Consider the following 15,988-nt stretch of genomic DNA (forward strand, 5'->3'; position numbering starts at 1 on the left):
GTCAGGCGTTATCAGCCTTTGGCGGGGGCCGGAGCCCCCGCCAGGTGATAACAATAGCCACCATCATTGCCACCGCCCCACCCCAGAATGCGGCCGACGTGCTGATACCCTCCACCAGAAAACCTGACAACCACGCACCTGCGGCACCACCGGCACCAAACGTCAGTCCGCTGTAGAGCGCCTGCCCCTGGCCATGATGGTGCTGACCAAAGAAGCCCTGAATGTATTGCACCGAGATGGCATGCAGCGCGCCGTAAGATGCCGCATGCAGCAGCTGGGCAAACAGCAGCACAGCGACGACGTCCGTCAACTCGGCAATTAACATCCAGCGGATCATGGTGAGCGTCAATGCGCCAATGGCAATCTGACGAACCGAAAAGTTTCGGGACAGCCGGTGCATCACCAGAAACAATCCGATTTCCGCCACCACCCCAAGAGACCACAACAGGCCAATGGACAGCTTGCCATAGCCATGCTGCTCAAGATGAATACTGAAGAAGGTGTAGTAAGCCCCGTGTGACACCTGAAGCAGGAAGTTCATCAAGAAAAACGACACCACTGCCGGATGGGTAACAATTGCCTTGAGACTACCCCTGGGCGCTGCTGGCGTGCGTTCACCAGGTTCTGACGGCAACAGAAAGGCCGACACTGCTATCCCGGCAAACACCGGCAGAAGCAGCCATGGCAGCTTCTGGACAGGCACCCATTCCAGAATCCCGCCGACCAGAGCCACGGCGCCGATAAACCCGACAGAGCCCCACAGCCTGACCTTGCCGTACTTGTCCTTTTGCTTGCCCAGGGTTCTGAGGGTGATCACTTCATAGAGCGGAAGGATGGCATTCCAGAAGAAGGTGAATGCCAGCATCACAAGCAGCAGGCCGTAGAATCCTGGCTCCAGGAAAACACCGGCAAAAAACAGAGAACCGGTAATCGCCCCAAACCGCACCAGCCGAACTCGCTGACCGGACCGGTCCCCCAACCAGCCCCACACGCTGGGAGCAATAATCTTGGTGAGCTGGATCGTCGCCATCAGCGTGGCGATCTGGAGGTAGGAAAAACCCTGCCCCTCAAGGTAAAGGGACCAATAGGGAAGAAGCCCTCCCAGGAGGGCAAAAAACCAGAAATAGAGGTTTGACAGCCGCCAGTAGATAACAATAACCCTTCGGGTTGCCTTCAGAGCTGGCCGAGAACCGGGGTAGAGACCTCCACATCGCCGTTCTGACCACGATGGCGCAAGTAGTGGTCCATCAGGACAATGGCCATCATCGCCTCTGCAATCGGCGTTGCCCGAATGCCTACGCAAGGATCATGTCGCCCGGTGGTAATAACTTCCACGGGGTTGCCGTGAACATCGATACTACGTCCCGGCAACCTCAGGCTCGATGTCGGCTTCAGGGCAATGCTGGCCACAATCGGCTGGCCAGACGATATGCCTCCCAGCACGCCGCCGGCGTTGTTGGACAAAAATCCTTCGGGCGTCATCTCATCCCGGTGTTCGGTGCCTTTTTGCTCGATACACCCAAAACCGGCACCGACTTCCACACCCTTAACGGCGTTAATGCTCATCAGTGCATGGGCAAGATCCGCATCCAGGCGATCAAAGATCGGCTCACCCAGTCCGGGAGGCACACCCTCCGCCACTACGTTAATCCTGGCACCAATGGAATCGCCCTCCTTCCGCAAGGCATCCATATAGGCTTCCATCTCCGCCACCTTGTCAGCGTCGGGGCAAAAGAAGGGATTCTGGTGCACCTGATCCCAATCGAGTTTTTCTGCCTTGATCGGTCCCAGTTGTGACAGATAGCCACGAATCCGGATACCCAGGCGCTGCTCCAGAAACTTCCTGGCAACGGCGCCCGCCGCGACCCGCATGGCCGTCTCGCGGGCCGAGGACCGGCCACCACCACGGTAGTCGCGAATACCGTACTTGTGGGCATAGGTGTAATCGGCGTGGGCCGGTCGGAACTGTTCGGAAATTTTGGAGTAATCCTTGGAGCGCTGATCGGTATTCTCAATCACCAGCCCAATCGGTGTCCCCGTGGTTTTGCCCTCGAACACCCCGGAAAGGATTTTCACCTCATCCGCCTCGCGGCGCTGGGTGGTGTGTCGGGAGGTTCCGGGCTTGCGGCGATCCAGGTCCCGCTGCATATCCTCCTCGGACAGCGCCAACCCTGGAGGGCAACCGTCGATAATGCACCCCAAAGCGGCCCCGTGACTTTCACCAAAGGTGGTGACTGTAAACAATTTTCCGAAGGTGTTTCCCGACATGATTCAGTATCTTATCCAGGGTTTATAAAAAGATTATCAGGATTTTTCCTGCCACTGCTGAAGGTCCTCGGCGGTCACCAGGAAGACGCCGTCACCACCATTTTCGAAGTCCAGCCAGGTCAGCGGCAAATCCGGATACGCCTGTTCAAGCGCAATCCAACTGTTGCCCACCTCAACAATGAGCAGTCCGCCCGGGTTCAAATGATCCGAGGCGCCGGCGATGATCCTGTGGGCAATATCCAGACCGTCATTTCCGGCAGCCAGCCCAAGTTCCGGCTCATGGCGGTACTCATCAGGCATACCCGCCATATCTTCGGCATCGACATAGGGCGGATTACTCAGGATAACGTCGTAGCGCCCTTCAATGCCGTCGAAGACATCCGACTGCACCGTACGCACCCGATCACCCAAACCATGAAGCTCGATGTTGGATCGGGCGACCTCCAGGGCATCCGATGATATATCCGAGAGATCAATTTCCGCGTCATCAAATACCGTGGCCATGCCAATGCCAATACAACCGCTGCCCGTGCAAAGATCAAGGACACGCGTCACGGGATGTTCACCAAGCCAGGGCTGAAGACCACGCTCAATAAGTTCGCCAATGGGAGAACGGGGAACCAGTACGCGCTCATCCACATTGAAAGGCATTCCCATAAACCAGGCCTCACCCAACAAATAGGCCAGGGGCACCCGCTCTTCAATGCGTCTGCGCATACGGCTGATGATAAGTTCGCGCTCTTCCCGGGTCAGGCGTGCATCGAGGAACAGGGTATTATTTTCCAGTGGCAGATGCAGGCTGCGCATCACCAATTGCACCGTCTCATCCCAAACATTGTCCGTGCCATGGCCGAAATACAACTCTGAAGCGGAGAACCGGGAAGAAACATACCGCAGGAAGTCCCTGACAGTATGCAGGTCATCAATAGGGCTGGTCACGTAGTTCGGATTCCTGTGTGAAGATGCGTGTCTGGCCGGCATTATACGCTGTTTGGGCAGCTCACTGCAGCCCTGGCGTATCACGCAGGGTCACACTGCCAGTGGGCCGGAGCTGGTACGATTCTCTTCGTAACGATCCAGGGCAGCGGCCATTCGCTCTCTCCCCAGCTGAATCAACTCCGGTGCCTTGTGGTAATCGTAACTGCGGGACGCATTTTTCGGCACGTTGACCAGCAAATCCGGTGGGTAGCCGGCAATTTTGTACTGGACCAGCGCACTTTGCATGGTTTCGATGGTCAGGTTCATGACATCGAACTTACCAATGCCCAGCTTGTCCCAATCGATAGTTTCATGAACCAGGTCCGGGTCATCCTGAATTTTGTCTGCCCGTTTTTTCTCCACCGCCTTGCTGATCTTGTCTTCAGGGCTATCGCCCGATGAAGCGCCCCCTTTCCGACTGCTAAACGTTTTGATCGCATCCCAGTCAAACCAGCGGGACGCTTTTTCGCGGATCACATCCACCCATTCTTCCGTATCGCCATCTTCCCCCTCACCGGACTCGCTGAAGGCGGCATCGGGAATTCGCCGACGACGCTCATCCTCACCACTGAGGTTTACCGCCACGATCATGTCAGCATGGGAGGAAATCGTGGGGATAATGGGAAGCGGGTTCAACAGCGCACCATCCACCAGAACCCGGCCATTAAGAACCAGGGGCGTCACCACACTGGGAATGGCAACGGAAGCGCGAATAGCCTGATCCAGCGGCCCCTCCTGAAACCAGATTTCCTTGTGCGCCAGCAAATCCGTGGCGACTGCTGTATAAGCAATGGGCAGATCCTCAATGCGGGTGTCTCCCAACATGTCCCGCACGACCGAGAATATTTTCTCACCTCGAATGGCACCCACGGAATTAAACGTAACGTCCAACAGCTTGAGAACATCAAATTGACCAAGCCCTGTCACCCAGTCCTTGTAGTCCTTCATTTTCCCGGCCGCATACATCCCGCCGATCAGAGCCCCCATGGAGCACCCGGAGATGGCAATAACCTCATAGCCCCGCTCTTCCAGGACCTCAATGGCACCAATATGGGCATAGCCCCGGGCACCACCACTACCCAGGGTCAACGCTACGGTTTTACCATGCCCCGGCTTCAGGGCTTTCTTTTCAGATGACGCTGGCGTTTCGGCAGAGGGAGCATCAGCCCTCTGTACGACAGTGGCGACACTCTCTGTCCGGTTGTCAGTCTTGTCGGATTGATTATCGGTTGGTTTACTCACCCGGTGCACCTCGTATCACGACAATTTCGACACGATCACCCTGACGTTCCGGAGAAGGAATGACAACAGACGGCCCAATGGTAATCAGCGTCTGACGGCTTCTGGAGATTCCGCTTTTGTCGAGTACCTGTGATAACGACTCCATAGCCTGCCGAGCCCGATCCATGGCGCCTTCCAGGGACTCCTGTTCCCCGAGCGCCGCAAAACCTGAAAGCACCACTTTGGCACCGTCATCCTCCACCCAGTTATTCAGCATTCTGCGGTCCGTCGCACTCCAATCAAAACGATGGGTGACCCCTCCCTGCCAGGGCACAATGATCGGTCCACTGATCCTGGCGTTGATGGAATCCAGGCCGGGAATCGCCGCACCTCTACCGGCTTCCAGGTGTTCAATCCAGACATACTCCCGCTGCGTACCACGGGTGACGGTGTATACCAGGGTAAGCCAGGTCACGCCGGATTCTCCCGTCACCGCTGCAACAAGATAATCCTGGTCGGCATCGCGCCCATACAGCGTATACTGATCAAAAATCTGGTTCGCCCAGACATTACTTCGGCCACAACTGCGACCGCTGCACTCAAACAACACTTGAGCACCCCGTGCCTGTAATATTCTCTCATAGTGTTCGCGTGCCTCACCACGACTGGCATCCCGATTGATCTGGTACAGACGCCCTGCACCTCTAACCGGGAGTCTTGCCATTCGTTCTGAGCGAATCTGATTGTTAATCTCCCTGACCGGACTGAACAGAATCAGGTGACCGGAAGAGGCAACCGCCACCTCTTCTTCCAGTGAGGACTGTGGAAATGCCTCCGGAAACTCTGCCAGATGCTCGTCACTTACTTGCGCGACGGCAACGGGACCGACAGCCAGGACAAGAAATCCAACGACAAAACAACTTAATAGCCCTCTAAGCTTCATGGCTGATAAATTCCCTGATTGCTTGACTGACCGGCTCAATGTCTCCGTCAAAATGGCAGTGATGGCCACCGGGTACCGTCACGGTTTCCATCCGGGGAATGGCATCCAGGCGAGGCTCCCAGCCTTTCCTGGAGGACAACAGCCCGTGCTCGGCACGGATAAACAGGGTACGGGTCCTGACTTCCCGAAGGCTCGCCAACACCTGCGATTCCTCCAGCATCATCATTGAAGGATGACGGAGTCTCGGATCGGTGCGCCAGACAAACCCGCTGTCGACCGCTTTCATGTTACGGGGGATGAGAGTCATCGCCGCCTCCGGAGATAGTGGGCTCAACCCTCCTTCCCGGGCTTTGGCGGCGGTCTGGGGATCGGAGTACACCACCGACTTGCCTGACCCGGTCATGCGCTTCCTGATCGCCCTGCGCAATTGCGGAATGGTGTCCTCTGGTGGCCGGCTGATCGGGCCGATACTGTCAATCATCACCAGATTCCGGACATGCTCCGGAAACGCCGCCGCATACAGGACACACACAATTCCGCCCAGGGAGTGGCCGATCAGATCCACCTTGTGGTCCGGGGCATGATCAAAATAACGTTCGATCAATTCCGCCAGATCGGCTACATAATCCATCAGCAGGTAACTCTGACCTTCCGCACGATGACCGGAGTGCCCGTGACCCGCCAAATCCACGGCATACACGTCCCTTCCACGCGGCAACTCAGGCGCCAGATGAGCAAATGTCAGGCTGTTATCCAGCCAGCCGTGGAGCATCAGGATCGGACAGGAATCACCCTGAGCCTCTTTGTCAGACCACCGCAGACCCGCCAACTCGATGTTTTCAAGGGGCCAGGTCACCTCTTCGGGCGTCACTTCGGCGGCCACTTTCGGGGATAACACAATGTCATTCATTAAAAGATCAGTTCACCTTGGGTTACATGGTGTGAGTCGGACGGTCGGAATTCAGGGAACCTGCCAGATAGGACTCAATCTTGGTCCGCGCGGTTTCATCATCTCCGTTGAACTGAACTCCGATGCCAGCGGCTCGGTTACCCTGTGCGCCCTTTGGGGTAATCCAGATCACTTTACCGGCAACCGGAATTTTCTCGGGTTCATCCATCAGGTTCAGCAACAGAAACACTTCGTCCCCGAGCTGGTACTGTTTCTGGGTCGGAATGAACAGCCCACCCTGTCGGATGTATGGCATATACGCCGCATACAGTACGGCTTTGTCCTTGATGGTAAGGGTCAGAATGCCACTTCGTGCGCCAAAGCCGGGGCCCATAGTTAACACCTTTCTATACTGGCTGTGAAACGTTGTACTTTGTTGTATTACACCGTCGGATTACGCCGTTGGCTAAGCCGACCTACAGTCTGAGACTGAAAATTATCTGATATTTCGCAATCATAGCAGCAGTTGGCCAAAATCGCTCTCTCTGCGACCCGCGCGGTTTCCGTTCAGGCCGGCGCCCGTTTACGGGGCATTAATTCCTGCCACGCGATCAGCAGTCTGCCGGCTTCAAGCTCCGGGTTGACGTTGTACACCGCCGCGGAACGTGTCTCCTGAACCAGCTCCAGGATCTGATGAGCGCGCCACGGTGGGTTGGATCTGGCGAGATAGCTCAGCATATCCGCTGCGTCCGTATCCCTTGGGGTACCCCCCGCGGAAATTCTGGCCAGATCCGCCGCCCAACCTTCAAACAGCCCCAGGGCGCCTTCCAGCCCGAGCGCCTTGAACGGCTTGGCGGCTTCACCCACGGTTAACTGACCTTTCATGAATTGACGGAATTGCGCCAGGGCCTGCTCCCGTAATGTCAGGAAATCACCGGTCAGGTATTCATAGGCCAGCCTCGGCGTGTTGCCGGATAACGCCAGTGCTTTGCTGCACAACTCCACGGAGGGGCGATCGGCTTCATCCAGTTTCATGACTTCAGCCGCCAGCCAGCGGGCTGCGGCATCGCCATCCGGAATGGCAATCGACAGTATCTGACAGCGGGAGCGGATGGTCGGCAGAACCGGGCGCCCGCTTTCCTGCAACAATATGAGGACGACGTCATCAGAAGGCTCTTCCAGGGTTTTCAGCAACGCGTTGGCGGAGTTGATGTTCAATTGATCTGCACGATCAATAATCGCCACCTTGCGTTGCCCGACCTGCGGAGACGATACGGCGAACGAGGACAGTGCCCGAATCTGATCTACCTTGATCATCCGCGACTTTTCCGGGCTGTAAACGCGAATATCCGGATGGGTACCGGCCGCCACCAATTCACACTGCTTGCAGACGCCACAAGGCTGGAGCCCCTGATCTCCATCATCGACAGGCCGCTCACAGATCAGTAAGCCGGCAACGCCATCGGCAAACATCCGCTTGCCAACACCACGCTCGCCCGCAACCAGCAGCGCATGAGGCAGCCGGTTTTCACCAAGACGTTTCTGCAGGCTCTGCCAGGCATCGTGAAGCCAGGGCATGGACACTTCGGATGGATTCAACCTGTTACCCTTCTGGTGGCGGTTTCGCGGGACTGTGAGGTATCCCGGGACATCTGTTTACGCATGGTGGTCAGCAAGCGCGCCATCTTCTCACGGAGCCGGCGCTGACCCTCTTCCGGTTCGCTGCCATAGTAATGCTTGTTTACCAATCGGGCAAAAACTCTGGCCGTTCCCGCTGCCCCGGGTCTGGCCAGGGCAATCCGTTCCGCCAGTTGCGTGGGTGTCTCGCCAAAACGCACCGGAATACCGGCACGATGACACAGCTTGTGCCAACGCCGGATTAACCGCCCCGCAGGATCGCCGCGAGACGAGCGGCGTATTTGCCAGGAGGAAAAGCCTCCGGCTACCAGCAGGGCGAATCCGACAATGCCCGCCGTTGCGTAGCCCAGCTCCTTCAATCCAAGCCCACCGGGCAAACGGGACATCAAATCCATCTGGGACTGCCCCTGGTAGCCTACCACCCAGCGCTGCCAATGATAGTTGATCCGGTCCAGTTGCAGGGACGCCCACTGCAGCATGGCCATATTGCCGTACCGTTGTGGCGACGCCCAGTCATCCTCCAGAAACGAGCCTTCCTCGGCCACAGCGTCACGCAACCCGGACTCAATCCGGTCAGGTGCAATGGCAGCGGTTGGATCCACCCGCACCCAACCTTCGCCATCCAGCCACGCCTCGACCCACGCATGGGCGTCGTATTGGCGCACCACGAGATACTCGTCACCCGCTCCCGGATCGCCTCCCTGATACCCCACGACCACTCGGGCGGGTATGCCGGCGGCCCGCAACAAGAACGTTGTCGCACCCGCATAATGAGCGCAGAAGCCCCGTTTTTCATCAAACAGCAGGGCATCGATACCGTCTTCCGGCATCGCAGGCGGTCGCAGGGTGTAATAATATGCCTGCTGCCGGAACCGGGACATCAATGCCTCAACCATGCCTGCGGCGTCGGGATTGTCTGCCTTCATTTGTTCTGCCAGAGCCCGTGCCCGCGGATTACCACTCCGTGGTAACTGCAAGTAGCGGCGCAGCTGTCGGGGATCCTCAGCAACGGCATCACGCTGGCCGTTGCCCTGTAGCTCCATACGGTAGCGCACCGTCGTGTCGGCCGGGCGACGAAACCGGAACACCCCCTCGTCGGTTGGCACCACATTGTCGGAGACCGCCACAGACCCTTCCAGGACAAAAGCCCAGCGCTGGTCCGTGGGTTCCATCAATACATCGTACTGACCGGACGTCAGGTCTCCCACACCACCATCGAGAGACACTCGTCCCGGTCGCCTGAACGGCTCCCCCTGCCCCTGGCGCCAGGTTTCTCCGTCCAGATAGTCCAGTATCAAGCCCCGCCAGTAACGATCCCGATAGGCGGGAAGTTCGCCGCCGAAGGTTGCGCGGAAAGCTCTATCACTACTCTGGGCGAGGTTGGAAATATCTCCGGGGCGCATGGTGTCACTGATACCTGAGCGGGCTTCTCCGGACACCAAAGGCACACTCCAGAGCGGAGCCATTCGCGGAAAGAATACGAACAGCAACACGACTACCGGCAACGTTTTCAACAGCATCATGCCCAAGCGACGCCAGCCGGACCGCATGGATGCTGGTAAATCCGGCGCGTTCAGAATCTGAAGCCCCACCAGTAATAAACTGACCGCCAGCAGATTCAGGACTGTCCAGTAGATCTCCTGATGAAACAGGAAGTTGACGGTTGCCAGGTACACCAGAATAAAGAACAGCACATAGAAATCCCGGGTGGAACGGGTTTCCAGCCACTTGAGTCCTACTGCGAGGACGAAGAACGAGGCGGCCGTATCCACCGTAAACCGCCCCTGAACCGTGGCGATATAAATAGCGATCACCCCCAGCATGATCGCGGTCCTCAGCCATTTTCCGGGTAAACGGACACGACCGGACTGAGCCAGCCAACGCCAGCCCGCCAGAGCAACGCAGCTGGCGATCAGCCATACTGGCAAACGGTCCCATTGCGGCGCCAACAGCAACGCAAAACTGGCTATCACCCAGAGTAGGGCCCTGGTGGGAAGCGGGGGAGTTTCAGCCCCTGACACCTCATAATGACCTGAAAACGCCGCCATCAACCGCCCTCCCCGATGGCTGTCGATCCTGCTGCGCGGGCCCTTGTGCCAAACATGCTCGGGGAATCATCCCGAGGCTTCTCCAGACCAAACACCGCAAGACTTTTAAGGCAGCGGCTAACATGAGCGGGGCCGGTATCTGGCTCAATAACCTGGCCCGGCAGATTCAAGCCAAACGGCGTACCCGACCGGCCGCGCTCAAGAACGAGCGCCGTCAGATAGCTGATCCGCAACTCCTGGTCCACGCCTGGAAACGCCTGATAATCAAGCCAGTGGGGACTGCCCTGTTCACCTTCCCAGTCTGCGATCACCATCTGGCCGGTACGGGCGTAGCGTTTCCATAATACGCGCTGGGCCAGATCCCCTTCCCGCCAGGGCCGCATGTCAGCGTGGTCGTTGCCTTCCACGGAGCGGGAGGATTCCTGATCGTCACCATCAGACACCGTGCTCGCGGCGTCCGGTGCCGGCACGGGGCGCGGGTAGACAATGCCGAAAGATGCCGGCCGTATCCAGGACCAGGCCTTGAGTAATCCGAATGGGAAACGGGTCTCGACCCGGACCCTATCGGGGCGAAAATACCCCCTCTCCCGGCTCGCCGCCGAAAGCTCCAGATCACCAGCCTGCCCCGCCGGTACGTGCTGCTGGCTCAGGGCGTACTCATCACACGCCAGGGAAATGGCGACAGCGTCGTGCTTGCCAGACACCGCACGGAAGCGGAATGGAATCCGCTCACCGGCAAACCCCTCACCGGCCTGAACAAGGGTAAGTTCCAGCCCCGCCAGGTTACGGTGCGTCTGATGCATCGCGGCCACCAGAAGGGCGCCCAGCATGAAAGTCAGCAGGTAGATCAGGCTATTTTGATAATTGATGCCGGTAATCAGCATTACCAGCAGCAACAGGCCAAACACCACGCCCGGGCCGGTCGGCAAAATGAAAATATTTCGCTGGCTGAATACCTGTTTATCCGTGCGGGGAATCCTGCGATTGACCCAGCGCCGCCAGCGTGAACGAAGTGCCTGAAACATAAAGGTCCTGTTAGCAACCCCAGGGCGCCCCCGGGAAAATCAGCCGCCTATATAACCATCTTTACCAGAATATTTATAACAATACTGACAATACACCGATAGTGGTCACAATCCCGCCATAAATCCCTTGAATTTGTGTCTGGCAATCCGAATACTGATTGTAAAGGGAGCGAACTGATTGCAGTGTTATCAGGCGTACCTCCTACATTGTGGATCACAGCCAGGGGGCTATACCATGACACGCCCAACCCCTCTCTCCATTGCCATTGCCGGCGCCACCGGACTTGCTGTTTTCAGCGCAACGCTGTCGGCGGGTGTGCAAACCATGACATCCGATGAGATGGTAGACACCTATGTGAAAGACTCCGCCGTTATCGTCGTCCCCAGGGACCAGCAAAAAAGCGCAGCGGAACGCCAGCGCATCATACGCTCCCTGACCATTTCACCCGGTGAACCCGTGGTGACGGAAGCGGAAGAGGAAGCTTATCGGGAGGCCCTGCAGCGGTATCAGGAAGAAGGCAAATCCGACGCCCTGGAACAGGCCGCGGAAGAGTTTCTTCGCCGTGCCCTGCTGCTGCCTCAGGAAGAACTGGCTCGTGCCCAGCCCCGCGTGGATTTCACCCCCACAATCCCGCCCATCATCTTTGGTCAGCAGGCTCAGATTCCGGATGAACCGTTCACACAGACATTCCTGAACGATCAGCTCGGTATCGGCTTCGACGGCCAGAACGTGAACTTTTCCATTGGCAACCCTCCCGGTATTGACCGCATTGAAGTGCCTCAGGCGATCAACGAGGGGCCCATCAGCCTGACACCACGCCCGGGCGGTGGTTTTGATTTGTCGATCGCGGTGCCGGATCAGTAGCACCCGATAACAGGATTACCTGCCATAAACGGCGCCTTTGCAAGCGCCGTTTTTTTATCTCCATAACAAAAAAACGCCCCACCGAAGCGGAGCGTTTATTGAACACCTACTGCGTCAGGTCAGATTAGTGACCGTAAACAGCCAGCTTGGTGTCGGTAACCGCCAGGTTGTCGATGGCGAGGGAACCGATGGATGTACCGCCAATTTCAACCGCACCGATGGACATGTCCATGTAGACGTTGTTCACGTCGACACGCAGCACGTCTGTGGCCGTGGAAGCACCCAGACCAGCACCTTTGTAGACGTCCAGGTCTACGTTGGCAAAGCCGGCCAGTACCTGAGCTTCCTGAGATGCCGGATCCAGACCGAATTCGCCATCAGCGTCAGCAGACATGACAGAACCGTCGCCGTCATAGTCAAAGTTGCCGCCTGCACCGGTGATCACCATGTCACGGATACCGATACCCAGGAACTCAACGTCAAAATCCATATCCTGCACGTCGAAGGCAGCAACGATGTTCAGGTGATCTGTCGCCGTATCAACGCGGAAGTCGAGCTTTGCCAGATTACCGTAACCGCTCATGTTGGAAATCAGCGTGGTACTGTCTGAACCAGTGCTGCCAGCCAGCAGTTCCATGGAACCGACAGTCATACCCCAGTCGATCGGGTTGCCATCCAGGGTGCCAACGTGGATCACCGCGTCGCCATCATCGGCCACGTCGATATCGATCTTCAGTTGGTCCAGCAGATCAGTGCCCGTGCCACCGGCTACACCGGAACCCCCAAGAACGATGTCGTTAACCGCGAAGGAGCCTTCATCCGTGTACTTGAACTGACCGATGCTTACTTTGGTTTCCAGTTCAATGGTCACACCGGCCTGACCGGTGACGTTACCCATTGCACTGTCATCCATTGCCTTCAGGTCAGCGTGAGCCGCGAAAGGGGCAGCAGCGACCGCTGTTGCGAGTGCGATTTTCTTCAGGCCTTTCATATTATCTCCTTATAAACTCATGTTGTTGTTATCTGAGTTTGTATTTTTGTTGTGGAGTCCCTTACCCCACGACGTCATTTAAGATTGTTTTACAGTCCTAGTCCGTGACTGCATTCACAGTTCTTTACGAGTCGCTTACAACCTGAAACAAACGCGCATTACTTCTCAGTTTCACCCCTGATGAGCTGGTGATTCGTGCTTATCGTCGTAAAACATCTGGAACGGCTTTTCCCTGGTAACCGCCTGTAAGAACGACACTTCCCCACCGTCCAGACGGAACGGCACCACCTTGTTGGCAGAAATGCCCAGTCGATGTTCATGCTCTATGACCAAGACTTCGGCCTCCTCCCCCTCTTTGACCTTGCCGGTATAAAGGATGACTGCCGCATTGATCTTCCCGCGACGAGCAATCGACTTGAGCGCTGCCCGATACATCAGGATCCTCATCTGGGCGGGCGCCTGTTCTGCCTGATCATCAATATTGATTCGCTTGATGGTTTCTCCGTCATCCAGCAACATCCAGGCTGCAGGCATATTGGTATCGCCATCAATCAACTCGCTGGTGTACTCCTCCGTCGCTTTTTCCGTGAGCTTTACCAGTTGCTGTTGACCAATAACGGCGAATCTTGCCAGTTCTTCCCTGGTCAGCATTCCGTCAGACAGCACACTGTTCTCTGGAATTTCGACAGCCAGCTGGTTCTCTTGGGAGAAAGCCATCGGGGATATGAGTATAGTTGCGGTCAACGCCAGGTTGACCAGTGATTTATTGAGGCTTGGCATCGTCATCTTCCTTATTATTTTCAATCGGTTTCCACACGGCCCCCCCGGAAGTCGGTTAAAATGGATAACCAGCCTGTCCGGAGCTGCCCAAAGAAATGGAAATGTCCGCTCTATTAGATCAGCGGGCGTTCGGAACCGACAATGCCCGTTTTGTGGGCTGATTATCATTCTTCTACATTTGTTACGGGGTTAGTTTGAACCTGCCTGCATCCAGACCCATTACCAGCGAAGAGTACAACCACCTGTTGCACCATGCCTGCAGGGAAGCCGACTTCGTTTATATCGGCAGCGTTGGATCCGGCGAGTCTCGTGGTGTCATTGCTGGATTTTCCGCCTGTGCCCAGCGATCCCTGGAGATCGCTCCGGGTCCCTCCGCGGCGGATGATCTGGGCAAGCTCGCCAGGCAGATGGAAGAAGCGGCTCAGTTTTATGGCATTCCCCAGGCTGAGTCCGGGGAACATCTGACAGGAGGCTGGTTTGGTTTTCTGGGATATGAGCTGGGCTACGTAAAAGAAAAACGTCTTATTGACCAATGTCCGGGCGTAGACGTTCCGCTCATGCACGCCGGCCTGTATCTGTGGTCCGCCAGTCATAACCGTGCAAGCGACAGCTACTATCTGTGGATCCACCCCGACTGCCCGGGCAAAGTCCGCGGAAAACTCCAGAACTGGCTGGCCAGCGATCCCGTGTCACCGGATGATAACTGGCGCATGCCCACTCCGTTTGCACCAACTCAGTCCCGGGACGAATTCGTGGCAAGCGTAGCGGCTGTTCGCCAATACATTGAGGCGGGCGATTGTTACCAGGCCAATCTCTCCCAGGAGTTCAAGGGCGGCTATTCGGGGAATCCCTGGCAGGCCTTCCGGGCGCTTTCTGACGCCAACCCCACGCCTTACAGCGCATTTATCCGGACCGGCAGGCACTCCATTCTCTCGATTTCTCCGGAACGCTTTCTGGAAATCCGGGGAAAGACCGTTCACACCAGCCCGATCAAGGGCACCCGCCCGCGTGGTGCAACTCCCGACCAGGATGCGGCCCTGGCGGACGAATTACGCGCTTCGGAGAAGGACCGGGCAGAAAACCTGATGATTGTCGATCTGCTACGGAACGATCTTGGTGTCAGCGCGGTGACCGGAACCGTGGCAGTGGACCAGTTATTCGCCCTTGAGTCCTATCGCAATGTCCATCACCTGGTCAGCCATATCCATGCCACCCTCAAGGATCATGTATCACCGATAAAAGCGCTGCTGGACGCCTTCCCCGGCGGCTCCATAACCGGGGCCCCAAAGATACGGGCCATGGAGATCATCCGCGAGCTGGAACCCCACTGGCGCGGGCCCTATTGTGGCTCGGTGTTTTACTGGGGCCTGAACGGCGTGCTGGACAGCAACATCGCGATCCGAACCCTGCTCTGTGATGACGAGGGTACGATTCGATGCTGGGGTGGCGGAGGGATCGTTGCCGACTCCGATCCGCAGGCGGAGTATGAGGAGACGCTGACCAAGGTGCGGCCGCTGATGGAGTTTCTGGAGCGGTTGGTGTTGTAAGTCGGATTAGTGGATGTCGGGTTACGCTTCGCTAACCCGACCTGCGGCGCTCCGATGCTTCGCATGTAGGTCGGATTAGCGAAGCGTAATCCGACACAACAACGACACTGGAAACTCAGGCGCTGTGTACAGCGCTGGCCTTGAGGAATTGCTGCTTCAGATCATCAAAGGTATGAACCGCCGGGAACTGGGGGAACTCTTCAATGACGTTCTGCGGAGCGTGGAACAGGATGCCGGCTTCCGCCTGACTCAGCATGGTGGTGTCATTGTAGGAATCGCCGGCCGCAATGACGCGGTAGTTCAGCAGTTGGAAGGCGCGAACAGACTGGCGCTTGGGATCACGCTGGCGTAGCAGGTAATCGGTGATCTGGCCATTGTCCGCCACTTCGAGTTTATGGCACAACAGCGTCGGGAAGCCCAGCTTGGCCATCAGCGGCATGGCAAATTCGTAGAAGGTATCGGACAGGATCACCACCTGAAAACGCTCACGCAGCCAGTCCAGAAACTCGCTGGCACCGGGCAGCGGGTCCAGTTCACCAATCACTTCCTGAATCTGCGGCAGGCCATAACCGTGCTCGTCCAACAGGCGCAGGCGCTGCTTCATCAGCACGTCATAATCTGGAATATCACGGGTGGTGGCCCTCAGTTCCTCAATGCCGGTTTTTTCCGCAAACGCGATCCAGATTTCCGGGATCAGTACTCCTTCGAGGTCAAGGCACGCGAGTTCCACAGTGATCTCCTGATAGTCATATTCAGTTTTTCCGGCAGCATACGGGGGCTCCGGCTTCAATGGGC

The 15,988-nt window shown here is 57.0% G+C and carries 15 protein-coding genes; 2 read left to right on the forward strand and 13 right to left on the reverse strand.

Going from position 1 to position 15,988, the window contains the following annotated elements:
• Position 1: 1 nt before the first annotated feature.
• The 10 genes from EHN06_RS11125 to EHN06_RS11170 form a co-directional block, all read right to left on the reverse strand.
• Positions 2-1,177 (reverse strand): MFS transporter, encoded by a 1,176-nt coding sequence (locus EHN06_RS11125; RefSeq protein WP_323053029.1) that lies wholly within the window; start codon positions 1,175-1,177, stop codon positions 2-4.
• The gene (aroC, locus tag EHN06_RS11130) at positions 1,174-2,268 is read right to left on the reverse strand and encodes a chorismate synthase (RefSeq protein WP_127332646.1); all 1,095 of its coding nucleotides are present in this window, start codon (positions 2,266-2,268) and stop codon (positions 1,174-1,176) included. The genes EHN06_RS11125 and aroC overlap by 4 nt, the downstream gene beginning before the upstream one ends.
• Positions 2,269-2,304: 36 nt before the next feature.
• Positions 2,305-3,207, reverse strand: coding sequence for a 50S ribosomal protein L3 N(5)-glutamine methyltransferase (gene prmB, locus EHN06_RS11135; protein ID WP_127332647.1), 903 nt, complete (start codon positions 3,205-3,207; stop codon positions 2,305-2,307).
• A gap of 90 nt (positions 3,208-3,297) precedes the next feature.
• Positions 3,298-4,365 carry a patatin-like phospholipase family protein gene (locus tag EHN06_RS11140; RefSeq protein ID WP_228257481.1) on the reverse strand — a complete coding sequence of 356 codons (1,068 nt, stop codon included), beginning with the start codon at positions 4,363-4,365 and terminating at the stop codon, positions 3,298-3,300.
• 115 nt (positions 4,366-4,480) lie between these two features.
• On the reverse strand, positions 4,481-5,410 hold the full coding sequence (locus tag EHN06_RS11145) for a DUF4892 domain-containing protein (RefSeq protein ID WP_127332649.1): 930 nt from the start codon (positions 5,408-5,410) through the stop codon (positions 4,481-4,483).
• Positions 5,400-6,320: an alpha/beta fold hydrolase gene (locus tag EHN06_RS11150; protein WP_127332650.1), complete on the reverse strand. Its 921-nt coding sequence runs from the start codon at positions 6,318-6,320 to the stop codon at positions 5,400-5,402. Before EHN06_RS11150 ends, EHN06_RS11145 begins: the two co-directional genes overlap by 11 nt.
• Positions 6,321-6,342: 22 nt before the next feature.
• Positions 6,343-6,693, reverse strand: coding sequence for a PilZ domain-containing protein (locus EHN06_RS11155; RefSeq protein WP_127332651.1), 351 nt, complete (start codon positions 6,691-6,693; stop codon positions 6,343-6,345).
• A 173-nt stretch (positions 6,694-6,866) separates the two neighbouring features.
• Positions 6,867-7,877 (reverse strand): DNA polymerase III subunit delta', encoded by a 1,011-nt coding sequence (gene holB, locus EHN06_RS11160; RefSeq protein ID WP_127334421.1) that lies wholly within the window; start codon positions 7,875-7,877, stop codon positions 6,867-6,869.
• 17 nt (positions 7,878-7,894) lie between these two features.
• Positions 7,895-9,985 (reverse strand): transglutaminase TgpA family protein, encoded by a 2,091-nt coding sequence (locus tag EHN06_RS11165; RefSeq protein ID WP_127332652.1) that lies wholly within the window; start codon positions 9,983-9,985, stop codon positions 7,895-7,897.
• A complete protein-coding gene (locus EHN06_RS11170; RefSeq protein ID WP_127332653.1) occupies positions 9,985-11,010 on the reverse strand; it encodes a DUF58 domain-containing protein in 1,026 nt (341 codons plus the stop codon). The genes EHN06_RS11165 and EHN06_RS11170 overlap by 1 nt, the downstream gene beginning before the upstream one ends.
• Before the next feature lie 235 nt (positions 11,011-11,245).
• On the opposite strand from EHN06_RS11170, the gene EHN06_RS11175 reads away from it, so the two are divergent.
• Complete coding sequence (locus EHN06_RS11175; protein ID WP_127332654.1) at positions 11,246-11,875, forward strand: hypothetical protein; 630 nt, start codon at positions 11,246-11,248, stop codon at positions 11,873-11,875.
• Positions 11,876-11,999: 124 nt separating this feature from the next.
• On the opposite strand, the gene EHN06_RS11180 is transcribed toward EHN06_RS11175, so the two are convergent.
• Positions 12,000-12,866 (reverse strand): DUF6160 family protein, encoded by an 867-nt coding sequence (locus EHN06_RS11180; protein WP_127332655.1) that lies wholly within the window; start codon positions 12,864-12,866, stop codon positions 12,000-12,002.
• Between the two features lie 171 nt (positions 12,867-13,037).
• Positions 13,038-13,646 (reverse strand): hypothetical protein, encoded by a 609-nt coding sequence (locus EHN06_RS11185; RefSeq protein WP_127332656.1) that lies wholly within the window; start codon positions 13,644-13,646, stop codon positions 13,038-13,040.
• A 194-nt stretch (positions 13,647-13,840) separates the two neighbouring features.
• On the opposite strand from EHN06_RS11185, the gene pabB reads away from it, so the two are divergent.
• Positions 13,841-15,193, forward strand: coding sequence for an aminodeoxychorismate synthase component I (gene pabB / locus EHN06_RS11190; protein ID WP_416332522.1), 1,353 nt, complete (start codon positions 13,841-13,843; stop codon positions 15,191-15,193).
• Positions 15,194-15,308: 115 nt separating this feature from the next.
• Here the strand turns inward: pabB and thrH are convergent, their stop codons facing one another.
• The gene (gene thrH, locus EHN06_RS11195) at positions 15,309-15,923 is read right to left on the reverse strand and encodes a bifunctional phosphoserine phosphatase/homoserine phosphotransferase ThrH (RefSeq protein ID WP_127332657.1); all 615 of its coding nucleotides are present in this window, start codon (positions 15,921-15,923) and stop codon (positions 15,309-15,311) included.
• Positions 15,924-15,988: the final 65 nt, after the last annotated feature.

The sequence above is a fragment of the Marinobacter sp. NP-4(2019) genome, from assembly GCF_003994855.1.
Classification (GTDB): domain Bacteria; phylum Pseudomonadota; class Gammaproteobacteria; order Pseudomonadales; family Oleiphilaceae; genus Marinobacter.

Bases quoted from the DNA above. Each gene is read 5' to 3' on its own strand.
- aroC (WP_127332646.1), bottom strand. From the start codon at position 2,268: ATGTCGGGAAACACCTTCGGAAAATTGTTTACAGTCACCACCTTTGGT.
- EHN06_RS11145 (WP_127332649.1), bottom strand. From the start codon at position 5,410: ATGAAGCTTAGAGGGCTATTAAGTTGTTTTGTCGTTGGATTTCTTGTC.
- EHN06_RS11150 (WP_127332650.1), bottom strand. From the start codon at position 6,320: ATGAATGACATTGTGTTATCCCCGAAAGTGGCCGCCGAAGTGACGCCC.
- EHN06_RS11155 (WP_127332651.1), bottom strand. From the start codon at position 6,693: ATGGGCCCCGGCTTTGGCGCACGAAGTGGCATTCTGACCCTTACCATC.
- holB (WP_127334421.1), bottom strand. From the start codon at position 7,877: ATGCCCTGGCTTCACGATGCCTGGCAGAGCCTGCAGAAACGTCTTGGT.
- EHN06_RS11165 (WP_127332652.1), bottom strand. From the start codon at position 9,985: ATGGCGGCGTTTTCAGGTCATTATGAGGTGTCAGGGGCTGAAACTCCC.
- EHN06_RS11170 (WP_127332653.1), bottom strand. From the start codon at position 11,010: ATGTTTCAGGCACTTCGTTCACGCTGGCGGCGCTGGGTCAATCGCAGG.
- EHN06_RS11175 (WP_127332654.1), top strand. From the start codon at position 11,246: ATGACACGCCCAACCCCTCTCTCCATTGCCATTGCCGGCGCCACCGGA.
- EHN06_RS11180 (WP_127332655.1), bottom strand. From the start codon at position 12,866: ATGAAAGGCCTGAAGAAAATCGCACTCGCAACAGCGGTCGCTGCTGCC.
- EHN06_RS11185 (WP_127332656.1), bottom strand. From the start codon at position 13,646: ATGCCAAGCCTCAATAAATCACTGGTCAACCTGGCGTTGACCGCAACT.